At 60.8% G+C, this 18,362-nt stretch carries 15 protein-coding genes; 12 read left to right on the top strand and 3 right to left on the bottom strand.

Annotated features, from left to right (window positions below; all coding sequences use genetic code 11):
* The first annotated feature begins 5 nt into the window (after positions 1–5).
* The 10 genes from urtB (at position 6) to ureC (ending at position 8,711) form a co-directional block, all read left to right on the top strand.
* Positions 6–1,505 (top strand): urea ABC transporter permease subunit UrtB, encoded by a 1,500-nt coding sequence (urtB, locus tag CKW24_RS24730; RefSeq protein ID WP_177440712.1) that lies wholly within the window; start codon positions 6–8, stop codon positions 1,503–1,505.
* Complete coding sequence (gene urtC / locus CKW24_RS24725; protein WP_095171102.1) at positions 1,505–2,584, top strand: urea ABC transporter permease subunit UrtC; 1,080 nt, start codon at positions 1,505–1,507, stop codon at positions 2,582–2,584. The genes urtB and urtC overlap by 1 nt, the downstream gene beginning before the upstream one ends.
* Positions 2,581–3,441 (top strand): urea ABC transporter ATP-binding protein UrtD, encoded by an 861-nt coding sequence (urtD, locus tag CKW24_RS24720; protein ID WP_095171100.1) that lies wholly within the window; start codon positions 2,581–2,583, stop codon positions 3,439–3,441. The genes urtC and urtD overlap by 4 nt, the downstream gene beginning before the upstream one ends.
* Before the next feature lie 107 nt (positions 3,442–3,548).
* Entirely contained in the window at positions 3,549–4,247 is a 699-nt protein-coding gene (gene urtE, locus CKW24_RS24715; RefSeq protein ID WP_095171098.1) for an urea ABC transporter ATP-binding subunit UrtE, read from the top strand.
* A gap of 30 nt (positions 4,248–4,277) precedes the next feature.
* Positions 4,278–5,117, top strand: a complete 840-nt coding sequence (locus tag CKW24_RS24710) for an urease accessory protein UreD (protein ID WP_095171097.1) — start codon at positions 4,278–4,280, stop codon at positions 5,115–5,117.
* Between the two features lie 66 nt (positions 5,118–5,183).
* Positions 5,184–5,486 (top strand): urease subunit gamma, encoded by a 303-nt coding sequence (locus CKW24_RS24705; RefSeq protein WP_095171095.1) that lies wholly within the window; start codon positions 5,184–5,186, stop codon positions 5,484–5,486.
* A gap of 9 nt (positions 5,487–5,495) precedes the next feature.
* Complete coding sequence (locus CKW24_RS24700) at positions 5,496–6,029, top strand: GNAT family N-acetyltransferase (RefSeq protein ID WP_095171093.1); 534 nt, start codon at positions 5,496–5,498, stop codon at positions 6,027–6,029.
* 6 nt (positions 6,030–6,035) lie between these two features.
* Positions 6,036–6,569: an N-acetyltransferase gene (locus CKW24_RS24695; RefSeq protein WP_095171091.1), complete on the top strand. Its 534-nt coding sequence runs from the start codon at positions 6,036–6,038 to the stop codon at positions 6,567–6,569.
* Entirely contained in the window at positions 6,566–6,871 is a 306-nt protein-coding gene (locus CKW24_RS24690; protein WP_095171089.1) for an urease subunit beta, read from the top strand. The genes CKW24_RS24695 and CKW24_RS24690 overlap by 4 nt, the downstream gene beginning before the upstream one ends.
* A 139-nt stretch (positions 6,872–7,010) precedes the next feature.
* On the top strand, positions 7,011–8,711 hold the full coding sequence (gene ureC, locus CKW24_RS24685; RefSeq protein WP_095171087.1) for an urease subunit alpha: 1,701 nt from the start codon (positions 7,011–7,013) through the stop codon (positions 8,709–8,711).
* A 54-nt stretch (positions 8,712–8,765) separates the two neighbouring features.
* Here the strand turns inward: ureC and CKW24_RS24680 are convergent, their stop codons facing one another.
* Complete coding sequence (locus tag CKW24_RS24680; protein ID WP_095171085.1) at positions 8,766–13,850, bottom strand: NEL-type E3 ubiquitin ligase domain-containing protein; 5,085 nt, start codon at positions 13,848–13,850, stop codon at positions 8,766–8,768.
* A gap of 392 nt (positions 13,851–14,242) precedes the next feature.
* On the opposite strand from CKW24_RS24680, the gene CKW24_RS24675 reads away from it, so the two are divergent.
* Positions 14,243–15,148 carry an RHS repeat-associated core domain-containing protein gene (locus CKW24_RS24675; protein WP_095171083.1) on the top strand — a complete coding sequence of 302 codons (906 nt, stop codon included), beginning with the start codon at positions 14,243–14,245 and terminating at the stop codon, positions 15,146–15,148.
* A gap of 5 nt (positions 15,149–15,153) precedes the next feature.
* Here the strand turns inward: CKW24_RS24675 and CKW24_RS24670 are convergent, their stop codons facing one another.
* Both CKW24_RS24670 and CKW24_RS24665 read right to left on the bottom strand, forming a co-directional pair.
* Positions 15,154–15,459, bottom strand: a complete 306-nt coding sequence (locus CKW24_RS24670; protein ID WP_095171081.1) for a chaperone modulator CbpM — start codon at positions 15,457–15,459, stop codon at positions 15,154–15,156.
* Positions 15,460–15,498: 39 nt separating this feature from the next.
* On the bottom strand, positions 15,499–16,440 hold the full coding sequence (locus CKW24_RS24665; protein ID WP_095171153.1) for a DnaJ C-terminal domain-containing protein: 942 nt from the start codon (positions 16,438–16,440) through the stop codon (positions 15,499–15,501).
* A gap of 292 nt (positions 16,441–16,732) precedes the next feature.
* Here CKW24_RS24665 and CKW24_RS24660 point away from each other — a divergent pair, with 292 nt between their 5' ends.
* Complete coding sequence (locus CKW24_RS24660; protein ID WP_095171079.1) at positions 16,733–18,007, top strand: Hsp70 family protein; 1,275 nt, start codon at positions 16,733–16,735, stop codon at positions 18,005–18,007.
* Positions 18,008–18,362 lie beyond the last annotated feature (355 nt).

Here is an 18,362-nt window from a genome sequence, read left to right as displayed (position 1 = left end):
TCACCATGTCGCTTTTTCGCCTGTTCCTTACACTCGCAGCGCTACTGCTGCCTCTGGCCAGCCACGCCGGCGATGCCGAAGACTTCGTCACCGCCAATCCGGCGCAGCAAGCCCGGCTGCTCGAAGCCTGGGCCGCGCAGCCCGATCCGGCGCGCGTCGAATTGATCAATGCCTTGCAGCAAGGCGTAGTGACCGTCGACGGCCAAGCCAAGACCCTACGCCTGAACAATCGCCTGCGGGGTCTGATCGACACCGCCGTGGCCAGCCAGCAACTGCTTGCCGTCGATCCCCGGGTGCGACTCGGTGCGGCGCAACAACTGCAGAAAAGCGCCAAGCCGGCGCAATTGAAATTCCTCGGCCAGCAACTGGCTGGCGAAGCGGATGAACCGGTGCACGCGGCCCTGAGCCTGGCCCTGGCCAACCTGCAACTCGTCGACAGTGACCCGGCCGTGCGCCGGGCCGCAGTGCGCCTGCTCGGTGAAACCGGCGACCCACTGGCCCGCACCCGCCTGGAAAGCCTGCTCCAACCTGGAGTCGAGGCCGATGCCGCGGTCCTCACCGCAGCGCTAACCAGTCTCGGCCAGGTCAAGCGCAAACTGCTGGTGGGCGAGTTGCTCGGCCAGGCATTCAGCGGCATGTCGCTGGGCTCGATCCTGCTGCTGGCGGCCTTGGGACTGGCGATCACCTTCGGCCTGCTGGGGGTGATCAACATGGCCCACGGCGAAATGCTGATGCTCGGCGCCTACTCCACCTACATGGTGCAAATGCTGCTCCAGCGCTTCGCCCCCAACGCCATCGAGTTCTATCCGCTACTGGCCTTGCCGGTGGCGTTTTTTGTCACCGCCGGCATCGGCATGGCACTCGAGCGTACGGTGATCCGCCACCTTTACGGCCGCCCGCTGGAGACCCTGCTCGCCACCTGGGGCATCAGCCTGATGCTGATTCAACTCGTCCGCCTGCTGTTCGGCGCGCAGAACGTCGAGGTCGCCAACCCGGCCTGGCTTTCGGGCGGGATCCAGGTCCTGCCCAACCTGGTGCTGCCGTACAACCGTATCGTGATCATCGCCTTTGCGCTGTTTGTGGTGGTGCTCACCTGGCTGCTGCTGAACAAGACCCGCCTGGGTTTGAACGTGCGCGCCGTCACCCAGAATCGCAACATGGCCGCCTGCTGCGGCGTGCCCACCGGGCGCGTGGACATGCTCGCCTTTGGCCTCGGCTCCGGGATCGCCGGGCTCGGCGGCGTCGCGCTGAGCCAGATCGGCAACGTCGGCCCGGACCTCGGCCAGAGCTACATCATCGACTCCTTCTTGGTGGTGGTGCTCGGTGGCGTCGGCCAACTGGCCGGGAGCGTCTTCGCCGCCTTTGGCCTGGGGATCGCCAACAAGATCCTCGAGCCGCAGATCGGTGCGGTGCTGGGCAAGATCCTGATCCTCGCGCTGATCATCCTGTTCATCCAGAAACGCCCGCAAGGCCTCTTCGCACTCAAAGGACGGGTAATCGACTGATGAACCAGCCCCTGCTCATTACCGCCACCCGCAAGGCCGGGCCCAAGGTGACGATTGCCGTCGGTACGCTACTGGTGTTGTTGCTGCTGGCGCTACCGCTGCTGTCGCTACTACCCGCCGACAACGCCCTGCATGTCTCGGCCTACACCCTGACCCTGGTCGGCAAGATCCTCTGCTACGCCATCGTCGCCCTCGCCCTGGACCTGGTCTGGGGTTACGCCGGCCTGCTGTCCCTGGGCCACGGCCTGTTCTTCGCCCTCGGTGGCTACGCCATGGGCATGTACCTGATGCGCCAGGCCTCGGGGGACGGCTTGCCGGCGTTCATGACCTTCCTCTCTTGGACTGAACTGCCGTGGTTCTGGACCGGCACCAGCAGCTTTCTCTGGACCCTGTGCCTGGTGGTGCTGGCCCCCGGCTTGCTGGCGCTGGTGTTCGGCTTCTTCGCCTTTCGCTCGCGGATCAAGGGCGTGTATTTCTCGATCATGACCCAGGCCCTGACCTTCGCCGGCATGCTCCTGTTTTTCCGCAACGAGACCGGATTTGGCGGCAACAACGGCTTCACCAACTTTCGCACCATCCTCGGCTTCGGCATCACCGAACCCGGCACCCGCGCGGTGCTGTTCAGTGCCACCGTACTGCTGCTGGTGGCCAGCCTGTTCATCGGCTGGCGCCTGGCGCAAAGCAAGTTCGGCCGGGTGCTGACCGCCCTGCGCGACGCGGAAAACCGGCTGATGTTCTGCGGCTACGACCCACGCGGGTTCAAGCTGTTTGTCTGGGTCTTGAGCGCGGTGCTCTGCGGCCTGGCCGGTGCGCTCTACGTGCCCCAGGTAGGCATCATCAACCCCAGCGAAATGTCCCCGACCAACTCCATCGAAGCCGCCGTCTGGGTCGCCCTGGGCGGACGCGGCACGCTAATCGGCCCGCTGCTGGGCGCCGGCGTGGTCAACGGCATGAAGAGCTGGTTCACCGTGGCCTTTCCCGAATACTGGCTGTTCTTCCTCGGTGCGCTGTTCATCATCGTCACCCTGTACCTGCCCAAGGGCGTGATCGGCCTGCTGAGAAAAAGAGGTGAACAATGAGAGTCACTGCGACCGCCGAATTCATGCTCGAACCGATCCTGGAACCGAACAAGGATGCCGGCAGCAGCCGCGATGCCATCGGCCTCGGGCAGCGCGCCGAAAAAGGCCTGAACACCCGCCACGGCACCCTCCTCACCCTGGAGGACATCAGTGTCAGCTTCGATGGTTTCAAGGCGTTGAACAGTCTCAACCTGTACATCGGCGTTGGTGAGCTGCGCTGCATCATCGGCCCCAACGGAGCCGGCAAGACCACCCTGATGGATGTGATCACCGGCAAGACCCGCCCCAGTCACGGCAAGGCCTGGTTCGGCGAGACCCTGGACCTGACCCGCATGAGCGAAGTGCAGATCGCCCAGGCCGGGATCGGCCGCAAGTTCCAGAAACCCACGGTGTTCGAAGCCCTGAGCGTGTTCGAGAACCTCGAGCTGGCGCAAAAGACCGACAAGTCGGTATGGGCCAGTTTGCGCGCCCGACTCAATGGCGAGCAGCGCGACCGGATCAGTGAGGTGCTGGACACCATTCGCCTGACCGCCTCGGTCAATCGCCCCGCCGGCCTGTTGTCCCACGGGCAAAAACAATTCCTGGAAATCGGCATGCTACTGATGCAAGACCCGCAATTGCTGCTGCTCGATGAACCGGTGGCGGGCATGACCGACGCCGAGACCGAGTTCACCGCCGAGCTGTTCAAGCGCCTGGCCGGTAAACATTCATTGATGGTGGTGGAGCACGACATGGGCTTCGTCGGTTCGATCGCCGACCACGTCACCGTATTGCACCAGGGCAGCGTGCTGGCCGAGGGGTCACTGGCGCAGGTGCAGGCCGATGAGCGAGTCGTTGAGGTCTACTTGGGTCGGTGAATCGGCCAGCGGCAAGAATTCAGCTACAAGCTGCAAGTTAGAAGCAAACGCGGTTCTGCTTGTTCTTGAAGCTTATAGCTTACGGCTAAAAACTGCCCGGAGGGCCTATGCTGCAAGTCGATAAATTGCACCAGTACTACGGCGGTAGCCATATCCTGCGCGGCCTCAGTTTCGAGGTGAAGGTTGGCGAAGTCACCTGCCTGCTCGGGCGCAACGGCGTGGGCAAGACCACCCTGCTCAAATGCCTGATGGGCCTGCTGCCGGCCAAAGAGGGCGCGGTGAACTGGGAGGGCAAGACCATCAGTGGGCTCAAGCCGCACCAGCGGGTTCACGCTGGTATCGCCTATGTTCCCCAGGGCCGGGAAATCTTCCCCCGGCTGAGCGTCGAAGAAAACCTGTTGATGGGGCTGTCGCGTTTCCCCGGCGCCGAAGCCCGGGAAGTACCGGCCTTCATCTACGAGCTGTTCCCGGTGCTGCTGCAAATGAAGCTACGCCGTGGCGGTGATCTCTCCGGTGGCCAGCAGCAACAGTTGGCCATCGGCCGTGCGCTGGCCAGCCGGCCACGCCTGCTGATCCTCGATGAACCCACCGAAGGCATCCAGCCCTCGGTGATCAAGGAGATCGGCGCGGTGATCAAGCAGCTTGCGGCACGCGGTGACATGGCGATCCTGCTGGTGGAACAGTTCTACGACTTCGCTGCCGAGCTGGCCGATCAGTACCTGGTGATGTCGCGAGGCGAGATCGTCCAGCAAGGTCGCGGCGAAAACATGGAAGCCGAGGGTGTACGCGGCCTGGTAACGATCTAGTCTCTAGCGTCCTGACGATAATCAGAAAATATGACTGCCACTGCCCAACACAACGCATTCACACCCAGCTGGCATGCCGAGCTGGAACTCGGTTACGCCCGTTTCGGCGCCAGCACGCGGCCGACCCTGCGCCGCCATCAGGGTCCGCTGCGGGTGCAAAAACACCTGTACGCCGAAGGCCCCGAAGTGTGCCAGCACATCATCGTCCACCCACCCGGAGGGATTGCCGGTGGCGATCGCCTGGAGGTCCGCGCGAGCGTCGGACCCAACGCCTGGGCGCAGTTGACCAGCCCCGGCGCCGCCAAGTGGTATCGCGCCGCCAGCCCCGCCTATCAGCAGCTCGACTTGCAGGTCGCCGCCGGTGCCACACTGGAATGGCTGCCCCAGGAAACCATCGTCTTCAGCGCCGCCCAGGCCGAGCTCAAGACCTCGATCGAACTGCAGGGCGATGCGCGATTGTTCTATTGGGACGTGGTGGCACTGGGTCGCCCGGCCAGCGGCGAACGCTTCGAGCATGGGCACTTTCAAGCGCAACTGGAGATCCGCCGCGACGGCCAGTTGCTCTGGCACGAACGCCAGCGCATTGTCGGCGCTGACGGTTTGCTCGACTCGCCGATTGGCCTGGATGGCCAGCCGGTATTTGCCACCTTGCTGGTGACCGGCGAGATCGACAGCGAACTGCTGCAGGCCTGTCGCTCATTGCCCAACCCGGTACGCGGGGATTTGACCCAACTTCCCGGGCTGCTGGTTGCCCGCTGCCTGGCCAGTGAAACCTTGCTGGCGCGGGGTTGGCTGATTGATTTATGGACACTGCTGCGCCCGGCCCTGCTCGGCCGCGAGGCGCTGGCGCCGCGAATATGGAATACCTGAACACCGACAACGGGTTCGGGTCGACCTTACGAATGCTCTTTTTTTCTGCCCAGATGGATTTCCACGATGGACCTGACCCCACGCGAAAAAGACAAGCTGCTGATCTTCACTGCCGGCCTGGTGGCCGAGCGGCGGTTGGCCCGCGGCGTCAAACTCAATTACCCGGAGGCCATGGCGTATATCAGCGCAGCGCTGCTCGAAGGCGCGCGGGACGGCCAGAGCGTCGCCGAGCTGATGCACTTGGGCACCACCCTGCTGCAGCGCGAACAGGTGATGCCCGGCATCCCGGAAATGATCCCGCAGATCCAGGTCGAAGCCACCTTTCCCGATGGCACCAAACTGGTCACCGTCCATCAACCTATCGTCTGAGGTCGCGCCATGCCGTATCACATCCGCGATGCCGTGCCCGCCGACCTGCCGGCGATTCGCGACATCTACAACGACGCCGTGCTCAACACCACCGCGATCTGGAACGAACAGGCGGTCGACCTGGCCAATCGCCAAGCCTGGTTCAGCGCCCGCCACGCCCAGGGCTACCCGATCCTGGTGATCGCCGCTGCCGACGAGCGGGTGCTCGGCTACGCCTCTTTCGGTGACTGGCGGCCCTTCGATGGGTTTCGCCACACCGTGGAACACTCGGTGTACGTGCGCAACGACCAACGCGGCAACGGCCTCGGTCCGCGCCTGATGGAAGCGCTGGTGGTGCGCGCCAGGGACGCTGGCAAACACGTGATGGTGGCGGCCATCGAGAGCGGCAACGCGGCATCGATCCGCCTGCATGAGCGGGCCGGCTTCATCACCACCGGACAGATGCCGCAGGTGGGCACCAAGTTCGGTCGCTGGCTCGACCTGACGTTCATGCAATTGACCCTCAACCCAGGCTCGGAGCCACCCCAGGCCCACAAGGAGTAAGCCACGATGAACGCCGCCCAACTACGCCGGGTCAACCCGGAAAGCTTTGCCCACTACCGCCAGGGCTTGCACGACTTGCTGTTCGACGCCGTGCAGCACGGGGCCTCGATCGGCTTTCTGGCCGACATCGATGACGCCCAGGCCCGCGCCTACCTCAACGCCGTCCAGGCCGACCTGGAGAACGGCAGCCTGCTCTTGTGGGTGGTGGTCCAGGAAGAAAGGGTCCTGGCCAGTGTGCAACTTGGCTTGTGCCAGAAAGCCAACGGGCGCAATCGCGCCGAAGTGCAAAAACTCCAGGTCCTGCACCAGGCCCGTCGACGCGGCCTCGGCCAGCAGTTGATGAATGCCCTGGAACTTGCCGCGCGCCAGCACCAGCGCGGCCTGTTGTACCTGGATACCGAAGCCGGCTCGGCCGCGGAAACCTTCTACCAGTCACTGGGTTATACCCGCGTCGGCGAACTGCCCAACTACTGCCAAAGCCCGGACGGCCACTACGCGCCGACCGCCATCTACTTCAAGACCCTGGGACAACCTGCATGATTCCTGGCGAATACCGGATCCAGCCCGGCGAGATCGAGCTCAACGTCGGCCGGCGCACCCTGAGCCTGACCGTGGCCAACAGTGGCGACCGACCGATCCAGGTCGGTTCGCACTATCACTTTTTCGAAACCAATGACGCCCTGGCTTTCGACCGCGCCGCCACCCGCGGCATGCGCCTGAACATCCCGGCCGGTACCGCGGTGCGCTTCGAGCCGGGGCAGAGCCGCGACGTGGAGCTGGTGGACCTGGCCGGGCATCGCCGGGTGTTCGGCTTTGCCGGACGGATCATGGGTGACCTTTAAATTTTACGGCGTCTGCCCTGGCCTCTTCGCGGGCAAGCCCGCTCCCACAAGTGATCGCATTCCCCTGTGGGAGCGGGCTTGCCCGCGATAGTGAGCGCAGCGAACGACTTCAAATTTTCCTGAATCTCAAGGCGAACGAATGAAAATCTCCCGTCAGGCCTACGCCGACATGTTCGGCCCCACTGTCGGTGACAAGGTCCGCCTGGCCGACACCGAGTTGTGGATCGAGGTCGAGAAGGACTTCACCACCTATGGCGAAGAAGTGAAGTTCGGTGGCGGCAAGGTGATCCGCGACGGCCAGGGGCAGAGCCAGTTGCTGGCGGCCGACGTCGTCGACACGGTGATCACCAACGCGCTGATCCTCGACCACTGGGGCATCGTCAAGGCCGATGTCGGCCTCAAGGACGGGCGCATCGCCGCCATTGGCAAGGCCGGCAACCCGGATATCCAGCCCGACGTGAGCATGGCCATCGGCGCCGGGACCGAAGTGATTGCCGGCGAAGGCATGATCCTCACCGCTGGCGGCATCGACACGCATATCCACTTCATTTGCCCGCAGCAGATCGAAGAAGCCTTGATGAGCGGCGTTACCACCATGATCGGTGGCGGCACCGGTCCTGCCACCGGCACCAACGCCACCACCTGCACCTCCGGGCCCTGGCACCTGGCGCGCATGCTCCAGGCCGCGGACGCCTTTCCCATGAACATCGGCCTCACCGGCAAGGGCAACGCCAGCCTGCCGGGACCGCTGATCGAGCAGGTCAAGGCCGGCGCCATTGGCCTCAAGCTGCACGAAGACTGGGGCACCACCCCGGCCAGCATCGACAACTGCCTGACGGTGGCCGACCAGTACGACGTGCAGGTGGCGATCCACACCGACACCCTCAATGAATCGGGTTTTGTCGAAACCACCCTCGCCGCCTTCAAGGGCCGCACCATCCACACCTATCACACCGAAGGCGCGGGTGGCGGTCACGCCCCGGACATCATCAAGGCCTGCGGTTTTGCCAACGTGCTGCCGAGTTCGACCAACCCGACCCGGCCATTCACCCGCAACACCATCGACGAACACCTGGACATGCTGATGGTCTGCCATCACCTGGACCCAAGCATTGCCGAGGACGTGGCCTTCGCCGAAAGCCGTATCCGTCGTGAAACCATCGCCGCCGAGGACATCCTGCACGACCTCGGGGCATTCTCGATGATCAGTTCCGACAGCCAGGCCATGGGCCGGGTCGGCGAAGTCATCATCCGTACCTGGCAGACCGCCGACAAGATGAAGCAGCAGCGCGGCCCATTGCCGGGCGATGGCGAGGGCAACGACAACTTCCGCGCCAAGCGCTACCTCGCCAAATATACGATCAACCCGGCGATCACCCACGGCATCAGCCACGAAGTGGGTTCGATCGAAGTGGGGAAATGGGCCGACCTGGTGCTCTGGCGCCCGGCGTTTTTCGGGGTCAAGCCCAGCCTGATTCTCAAGGGCGGGGCGATTGCCGCCAGCCTCATGGGCGACGCCAACGCCTCGATTCCGACGCCGCAACCGGTGCACTACCGCCCGATGTTCGCAAGCTACGGTGGCTCGTTGCACGCCACCAGCCTGACCTTCATCAGCCAGGCCGCAGAGGAAGCAGGACTGGCGCAGGCATTGGGCTTGAAGAAGACCATCGCCGTGGTCAAGGGTTGCCGCAGCGTGCGCAAGACCGACCTGATCCATAACGACTACCTGCCCAGCATCGACGTCGATCCGCAGACCTATCAGGTCAAGGCCGATGGCGAACTGTTGTGGTGTGAGCCGGCGGATGTGTTGCCGATGGCGCAGCGGTATTTCCTGTTCTGACTACGCAAAACCCCGAAGGCTGCCGCAGGCAACATTCGGGGTTGGAGCTATCCGCTAAGCAGCATTACCGCCATTTTCCAGGCTGAGTATTTCCTCGGGTGTCAGCAGGTCGATGAGCCGTTGCTCGACAACCCTGGCCTCGACGGCCAGTGCCTTGGACTGAGTGTTGTAGGCATCACTGGTCATCGTCGTCCGGGCGATGTCCAACTGCTCCAGGCGTTCAAGGGTTGACTCATAGGCCAGGTCGAACCTGGAGCGATATTTTTCTTTCAAATACTGCGCCCAGAAATCACGCTGCGCGATCGATTCAATCTCGGCCTTCGAGTCCTTGAGGCTGTGCACATACTGTTCTGCTTCCTGCAGCTTGGCGCGAGGCACGTATTGCGAACCCGCGTATTCTGCCTTCGTAGGCTGCCCTGGCAGGTCCAGCCTGTCCCTGAGGTTGACCCGATAGGAAAGCCGCACTTCGATTTGATCCATCAACAGCAGTTGGAGGCCCTTGTCGCGCGTCGTAGTATCGGAACGGACTATGGTTTTGATGCGCTCGTTAATGTCCTTGAGCGCAAACGCTTCCACCTCATCCAGACGAAACAGACCTTTGGCCAGATTGAGCAATTGAAGACCTGCGTCGCTATCGCCGACGCGCGCCAGGGCCTTGTGAGCCAGGACCTTGATTTCCAGCTGGCTGAACATCAGCGCAGCACGATCGCTGCAGGTTTCTGGCTCCCCTGCCAACTGGAACAGTTCACGACGCAGCACTGCGTTTTCTTCAGCCGCATCCAGCACCGCCCAAACCCTTGCCTTGAGGTCTGGATAGGCTTTTTTGTACTCGGCCGTCTGATGTAGTTTTTCCAGTAGCCGGAAAAACTCCTCGCTTTCACTGACCGCCCTTCCAGCCTCTCCTGCGGCGGCTTCCCTAGCGAGGGCTTCACTGTCGAGGAGTGCCCATTGCGTCCTTCTGACATTCTGCTCCGGCGCTGGCGTATCGCGCATCCAGCGCTCTAGACGCTGCGCCGAGGGCGCCAGGGTGCCGCCGGCAGCACCACGATCAGCCGGCGAATCAGGGGGGACGGGCGCCAATCCGGCCTCATCGTTGTCCAGGTAGATACGTGTCAGAATCTCCCCATATTGCGCGATGCCTTGATCGGAAAGAGGATTGCCGTTCAGTTCAGTGAACCTTAATACCCGATTGATTGCCGCCGACTGCTGCGCAGGTGGATTCACCGCCCATTCGGGAAACGAGGTGAGCTGGTTATCACGCAAATCGACCATTTCCAGGCGGGGTGGATCGGCCAGCCCGACTGGCCATTGACTGATTCCGGTGCCCTGCAAGCGAACCACGCCCAGTTCCTTCATCTGGCTTAGATCAGGCACTCGCTCCAACGGGTTGTGGTTTAGATTCAACTCTCTGAGCCCCCTCATCCGAGCCAGTGAATCCGCTTCGCCGGTGGTTAACCTGATGCGGTTACCGGACAGGTCCAAATAGGCAAGACTGGGCATTTCATCCAGTTGCGTGGGTATGTCTACAAGACGGTTGGCCTGCAGTTCCAAGCGTTGAACAAAGGGAAACGATTCGAGAAACTCATTGGGAGCCGCCATGAGGTCCATGCCACTGAGGTCCAGAAAATTCACATGACCAAAGTCCACTTCCAGAGCAGGCAGCGCCCCAACCGCTCGACCTCGCAGCCTCAGTTCATACCCCCGACGAACACCATAGCGCGAGTATCTGAGTGACTGTCTTTGCCAGCTACGCTTGAGCAACTCAGCGACCACTTGTTTTTCATACTGCTCGACGGCGACAACACTGCCATCTGGCAAGACACGCGTGGACGGCGTCGATAGCCATTGCTCGGACCAGCTCAGCAACCGTTGATGCTCCGCCTCAAAATTGACCAGATACACTTCCCGCGCGGCTCCCAACATCTCCAGGAAACCCTCAACCTGACCATCAGTGAAGCTGGGAAACAGCTGGAGCACTCTTGCCTCGTCCGATACCGGTACGGAATTCAAACCCGTCCCGCGCCCCGACAGTGGATAACCCAGGCGACCATCGATCAAGCGCTGGGGCGCCCTGAATCCGGGATTGATCGGTTGCATCCCCAGTAACGAGCGCAACTCACCGCGCGTCAATAGGTGCTGCCTGATCAACGCCTTCAACTCTGGCCCCTGCCCCACATCAGGCAAGCCTAGCGCTTTGCGCTGGGTATCCGGCAAGGCATGCTGAAGAGCAGCATAAAGATCATCGGCCCCGTGCAAATGCTCATTATTCTTATCTCGGGCCTCGTACCGCCCTTGGTCATTACGCACCAACACCTTTGAGCTTTCAGCGTTCTGGGGACCGACACTGGCCCGCAGCGCTCCGCTGAACGAGCCGTCTCGAACCTCAATGCGCAAATCATCCGACCAGCCTGGCAGCTTTTTCAGTGAGTTGAGTACCAGCCTCTCTGCGTCCTGCCCCATCAAATCGTCCAGGTAAAGCCCCTCATAGGCTCGTGACAGGCGTACCTCGCGCTGGATCCAGCGCAGTTCTTCCGCCAGGCGCAGGGGTATGGGCTTGGTTTGCAGCTTGTCGGCAAAGTCCCATTTGGCCATTTGCTGACGCTCACCAGGGCTAGCGTCGGCCAGCAACTGTTCAACCAAGCTCGTGGGCACATTGGAAAAGCGCGACTTGATCAGATTGAGCCGTGGATCGCTACTGTCGGTCCTCGCGTTGTAGATATCATTGAAGAACTCGACCTTATGGCTTTCGGCAACACGAGCAATGCGCGCGCGCAGTCCCTCGATGCGTTTTTCCAGAACTTCCCGCGGGGCCCCAGGCGCTTGGCCAAGCACAACATCGGTTTCACTTTCAGTGAGACTTTCCAGGAGCGTTTTCAGTAGTCGCCCCCCTCGAACCTGCGCGTCATGGATCTGCACGATCCGCACCTTGCCCTGTACACCCTGGGGATTGACGTATTCCCAGAGCGTCTTCGCCTGCGCATCGATGATCCGTACCGATACCGTGTCCGGCCACGTGCCATACCGCGTCATGACATGCAACTGGTTGATCGAATGATCGGTTGCAGAAGCGCTGGATGAGGCGCTCTTCATATCAGCGATAAATTCCTCGACCTGCCTGTACGCCTCAAATCGACTGATCGTATCGGCCAGCATCGGTGCAGGTGGCTCGCTCTCGACGTGCATTCGACGCAAGACGCCCTCATCGGTGTCGCTGACATGGCGAATCTGTTCAAGCTCAGCATCGCTGAACTCGCCGACACCAGGCCCGACCCGTCGCATCAGTTCGCGGCCCTCCCAAGTCCGAGGCTGCTCCACTTCATGGCTCCAGGCACCGAAACCGTTGTGGCTGAGTTCAGGCCCATAGGCCTCTGCCCTGGCAGGATGGACGACCCGGTACTTGCCGCTGGCAGGGTCCATTTTCACCCTGTAGCGCTTATCCCCCAGGACCAGGAACGCCTGGCCATCGTGATGCAGCAATCCCAGGTCATCGGGCTTCAGACCTGCCGGCAATGCTCCAGTGTGCTCGTAGGGTTCTAGATCGGGTTTCCATAACCGAGTCTCGCCATCCGGCAAGGTGACCTGTTTCAAACTATCGATAAACGGCGAGCGCTTGAGGGGGGTAACTGGTTCTGCGCCCTCAACACCAAAGGCTGCCTGCAGCGCTAGCTGAGCGAGGTTTTGTGCAACATCCATCAGATAGACAAAACCCTCATCCGTATCGCCCTGCGCCAATGCCTCGACGCCTTCTACCACCTCATAGGTCAGTTGCGTCGCCATCACAGCCATCATCGCCACCCCCAGGGGCGGGACAAACAACGCAACGACATTGAGCACTGCCAGCGCCGTACCCAGATAGCCGAGCAGTTTGTCATTACGCGCCTGCGCATCGACATCTGCCGTGGACACTGCAACAAACGTTGCATCGTTGAGGAGCTTGTTCAGTTGCTGGTCGAAGAGAAAAACCCAAAGCGCCCCTAAAACCGGCGTTTCCTCCATATGGATCCTGGCCTCAGGATCTGGAGTTCTTACATAAACACGGCCGTTGGGCTGCGATTTAAGCGGCGTCAGCCGATCATTCAACCGCCTGAAAAAACGCGCCTTGTCTTCCTGCCTGACAAACCGACTGAAAAATTCCTGATAGGCAGGATCACTCAATCGCTCACGCAGCTCGCTGTGGAAATGCTGCGCCGATGGGTACTCCTTGATCGGGCTGATCGGGTCATGCGGAATGTACACAACCAGGCGCTGTACCGATTCACTGCTGATGCGGTCCGGCCCAATCAGTACCACGCCGATCAACTCGGTTTCCCCGAGCAGTTTCAGCCCGTTGAATTGCACAGGCTTGTCATCCAGAGTCAGGTCATTGAGGTTGTCCCGGACCTGGATAAGCAGGTTATAAATAGTTGAATCGGGTGTGACCCTGTCGATATCACCCTGCATTCGCGCAAGATCGATGGCCGCACTGAACGCATGCTGTTGACTCAGTATGACCCTGGCCTTCAAGACACCTTCAGCCACTACCTCGGCGATACCCAGTGCGCTCTTGATATGCGCCTGATACTTGGCACCCAGGTCCAACTGTCGAGACAACGCTGCAAACTGTTCAACGGTAAACGGCAACCTTCCTTGCGGTGAAACAAGCAACACACTACTGCTACTGCGCGTCTCACCATAAGTGTCAGCTTCGTCAGCTTCGGTGAAGTTATGCAAGGCTGCATCCAGCAAGCTGCTGGTTAATCGAATATCGTTGCCAAAGGGTTCAGGGTTCGCGACCGCGTACACTAACTGCGTAGTATCAACATCCACCGCAACGTTTAACTTCTGCATAATTGCAGCCGTCAGGAGTGGGCGGGAAAAGGCCTTGACGTCCTGCAGGTTAACCAGCATCTGATCGAGCGTATTTTGCGTAGCGTAACTCTGCCGACTGCTACGCTTGAAAGCAGCCTGGTGATCCTGGGTTGCAGCTTCGTGCCGGCTGGGCCTAGCCAACCCGGCATCACGCAGTTCCCTGCGTCTTTGTGGTGTTGCCTGCAAAAGCCAGGCAGGCAGTTTATTCTTTACATAATCATAGTGAGGCCCTTTATCCTCAGCGAGTGCAGTTTCAGCACTACTTGCAAACGGTTTATTTAACTCAGCCATCGTCTGATCCACTCACGTCATTTTCAAGAGCACCAAACTTACTAAAAAGCCGAGCCGATAAATAAACCAAATAGCTGCAAGGAAACCTGCCAAACAACGAGCTAATCTTCGACTATCCGAATACCGAAAGTACTTATATACCACCCGCCCGGATGCGCCGCGCAATAAGCCGACGGATACCATTATCAATGGCGCAACATTACTTCCTGTTCTGAGGTGGTGCCCTGGTAGTATTTGCATGTCGAGCACCTTCGACGAACGGTCCGATTTGATATGACGGGTGCATTTCGGTGGCAAGGGTGACGCTTTACTAGCAGTTCTGCTAGTTACCCGCGTTATGCGTTATCGGTAAAATTGATTCGCGTCGCACCTCTTCACAAGGAAGGCCGGTCATGACCCACTCTCGATCTGACAGTAGCGACGGCTCGCGCCAGGCACGAACCCTGCTGCTGGCCACCGATAACAAGCGCTCGATCATCGCTGAGATTACGGCGGATCGGACCAACCCTATCGCTTACCCTCCTTACGGCCAGCAATCCGGACAACAGGCAGTTACGACGGGGCTGGGTTTTAACGGTGAACTGCGCGAAGCGCGACTGGGCTGGTACTTGCTAGGCAATGGCTACCGCGCTTACAACCCGATATTGATGCGTTTTCATAGCCCAGACAGTTGGAGCCCGTTTGGACGAGGTGGGTTGAATGCGTATACGTATTGCGAGGGGGATCCGGTGAACTTTTCGGATCCGACGGGGCATAGTAAGTGGCTGAATTTTCTCTCCAACCGCCGTACCTCACTGGCTAGGACCTCCAGCACCTCTAGCGTAACCCCTTTACTAGCTTCTACGGATACTCCCCCCGCCTCACCTGCCAACCAAATGCAAACGGGCATTAGCAATCCAAACTTCCCTGGCGGGGCTGCGCCCCAAACTACGCAGCCATTGGTCAGGAAGCACTCGGGTGAAACCACTCGCAACTTTCCTGATCACGCAATTCGGAGTGAAGCTCCTCCGCCGATTCCACCAAAGAGACAGTTACCCCGCTTTAATGATACCGGTGGGCAAGTAGGTATTCTTAGTCCCGACCAGCAACCTGGAGAACCTAGTAGTTCCCGTCAGATCTGGAACAGCACCCCCTATGAGCCTCTACTCGCACCCGTTCCGCCGCCGAGAACACTACCAAGTGGCGCCACCCGCGAATATTCCGTAACTTACGACCGCAGCGGAAACCCCAGGCAGCGCAGTGTGCAAAAAGTCAGTTTGCCGATGATTCAAGGCAGTATCAGAACGCGAAGGGAATAGAACACTTACTCCACCACCAACCGCGCCAGGCGTTGCTTGAGCATCTGGTTTTCGGCGCGCAGTTGCTGCACTTCTTCGAGCAGGTCGAGCGCCAGGGCGACGCCTTCCCACTCCAGTTCCAGGTCGTGGCGCAACTTGGCGGCGCGCTTGGCGACCGCCAGTTCGTAGTCGTTGAAACGCCAGTCCTTGGGCTGGGCGCCCTGAGGTTCGAGGATGCCGTGCTCGACGATTTCGATCACGTAGACGTCCGGTAAATCGGTCGCCTCACAGAATTGCGCCATGTCCAGTTGAACGATCAGGGGACTGCTCATTGTCAGTTACTCCAGGTTCTGGAACGCGAATGTGCTCGATCAGAAGTGCTCACGTGGGTTGAACGCGGCTTTGCTCGCCAGTTCCTGCCACAGCGCCTTGACCTCGTCGTCGCAGGTCTTGGGCATCACGGCCTTGAGCTGCACGAACAGGTACCCGCGCTCGCCGGCCTTGTTCAGCAGGCCATGGCCTTTGGCGCGCATGCGCTGGCCGTTCTGGCTGCCGGCCGGGACCTTGAGGTTGATCTTGCCGGTCAGGGTCGGCACCGCCACTTCGGCACCCAAGGCCAGCTCCCACGGCGCCAGCGGCAAGGTGATGATCAGGTTCTCGCCTTCGACGTCGAATTTTGGGTGCGGCGCAAAACGAATCGTCAGGTACAGGTCGCCATTGGCGCCGCCACCGATTCCCGGTGCGCCCTGGCCCTTGAGGCGGATGCGCTCGCCGTCGGTGACGCCGGCGGGGATCTTCACGTTGAGGCTCTTGGCCGTGTTGCTGACGTGCTGGCCAGCCGCGTTGTATTGCGGCACCTGGAAGCTGATCTTCTTCGACTCGTTCGACAGGGTCTCTTCGAGAAAGACCGCCAGTTCCATTTCCACGTCTTGCCCTCGCCGACCGGCGCTGCGGCCAGACTGTGCACCACCGAAGCCTGGGCCACGGTTACCGAAGATCGAACTGAAGAAGTCCGAGAAGTCGCCGCTGTCCTGCGCGCCGCCAAAACCACCACGGCTCTGCCAGCCAGGCGGGCCCTGGAACGGCTGCCCATGCTGGCCATAACGGCGCAGGTCGTCGTACTCGGCGCGCTTGTCGGCACTTTTCAGCGCTTCATAGGCTTCCGAGGCGTCCTTGAATTTGGCTTCGGCGTCTTTTTCCTTGCTGACGTCAGGGTGATATTTACGCGCCAGCTTGCGATAGGCGGCCTTGATCGTCTTGTCGTCAGCGGTCGGTTCGACACCGAGAATCTTGTAATAGTCTTTGAAGTCCATCGCGGGAATCACCATCCGTTATCGATATCGCGCCGTCTGCCAGCATGCACCAGCGGGGCGCAGCGGGCTTGACCGATCTCAAGGTTGTGACCGGACAGCGCAGCAGAAGTTTATCGGCAGCCGGGCGAATCCGTTGATTGCGCAGTGGCTGCCAAGCCATGCCTGTAAGTTTGGGGAGCAAGGATAGTCTTTCAAGGCACTTAAAGCTGAGATTTAGCGGATAGTCGGCCTTCGATTCTGCGTCGCACTGACATACACTGCGCGGCCGTTTTTTAACCGGAACCAGAAAGACATGAAAAACGCATCTCCAGCTCGTGCCTGCGGTATCGACTTCGGCACGTCCAACTCCACTGTCGGCTGGCTGCGCCCTGGCATGGAAACGCTCATCGCGCTGGAGGACGAAAAGATCACCCTGCCTTCGGTGGTGTTCTTCAACATCGAGGAACGCCGCCCGGTGTACGGCCGCCTGGCGCTGCACGAGTACCTGGAAGGCTACGAAGGGCGCCTGATGCGTTCCCTCAAGAGCCTCCTGGGTTCCAAGCTGATCAAGCACGACACCAGCGTCCTGGGCACGGCGATGCCGTTCAAGGACCTGCTGGGCCTGTTCATCGGCCAGTTGAAGCTGCGTGCCGAGACCGCCGCCGGTCGGGAATTCGAAGAAGTGGTGCTGGGCCGGCCGGTGTTCTTCGTCGATGACGACCCGATGGCCGACAAGGAAGCCGAAGACACCCTGGTGGATGTGGCACGCGCCATTGGCTTCAAGGAAGTGTCGTTCCAGTACGAGCCGATCGCGGCTGCCTTCGACTATGAGTCGACCATCGAGCGTGAAGAGCTGGTGCTGATTGTCGACATCGGCGGCGGTACCTCCGACTTCTCGCTGGTGCGCCTGTCACCCGAGCGCCGTGGCCTGGACCAGCGCCAGGACGACATCCTCGCCACCGGCGGCGTGCACGTCGGCGGGACCGACTTCGACAAGCAACTGAGCCTGCAAGGCGTGATGCCGCTGTTCGGCTACGGCAGTCGGATGAAAAGCGGCGCCTACATGCCCACCAGCCAGCACATGAACCTGGCAACCTGGCACACCATCAACTCGGTGTACTCGCAAAAATCCCAGCTGGCGTTGGGCAGCATGCGCTATGACATCGAGGACACCGGTGGCATCGACCGCCTGTTCAAACTGATCGAGCAGCGCGCCGGGCACTGGCTGGCGATGGAAGTGGAAGAAACCAAGATCCATCTGACCCATGCCGACAGCCGCCACGTGCCGCTGGACCGCATCGAGCCGGGGTTGAGCGTGGAGCTGAGCCGAGCGTTGTTCGAGTCAGCCATCGATGGGCTGCTGGAGCGCGTGCGCAACAGCGTCAGCCAACTGTTGCTGGACGCCAACGTCAGCGTCGACCAGGTGGACACGGTGTTCTTCACTGGCGGTTCGAGCGGGATTCCGGCCCTGCGCAACAGCGTCTCGGCCATGCTGCCGAACGCCCGCCATGTCGAAGGCAACATCTTTGGCAGCATCGGCAGCGGCCTGGCGATTGAAGCGGCGAAGCGTTACGGTTCGATGGATTGATCCGATACCGCGGCGCGCCCATCGCGCCCATCGCGGCATAGGTATCTACACAACTTTGTGGCGGCCTCTGGGCCGGCCGGGGTGTTGGATTAGGTCGAGTACATATCCATTTCTTCGGTAACGGCCTCCTATGGTTCCGCCTGACGGCGGCTCACTTTTGAAAACCCAAAAGTAAGCAAAAGGCTCTTGCCCCACCACTTGGCACCTCGCTTGGGCTCGGTGTTCCCTCACTCCGGCTTGAATCCGTGGGCCGCCGCCACGCGCCATCCATGGCGCGGGGCGGCTAACCCGGCGTCCTGCCGGGTTACCCACGGCTTCAAGCCTGCGTTCGGCCAGCGTGGTTAACGGGGCGCCC

It is taken from the genome of Pseudomonas sp. Irchel 3H3 (assembly GCF_900187635.1).
Lineage (GTDB): Bacteria > Pseudomonadota > Gammaproteobacteria > Pseudomonadales > Pseudomonadaceae > Aquipseudomonas.
This window is presented reverse-complemented; position numbering and strand designations above follow the sequence as displayed.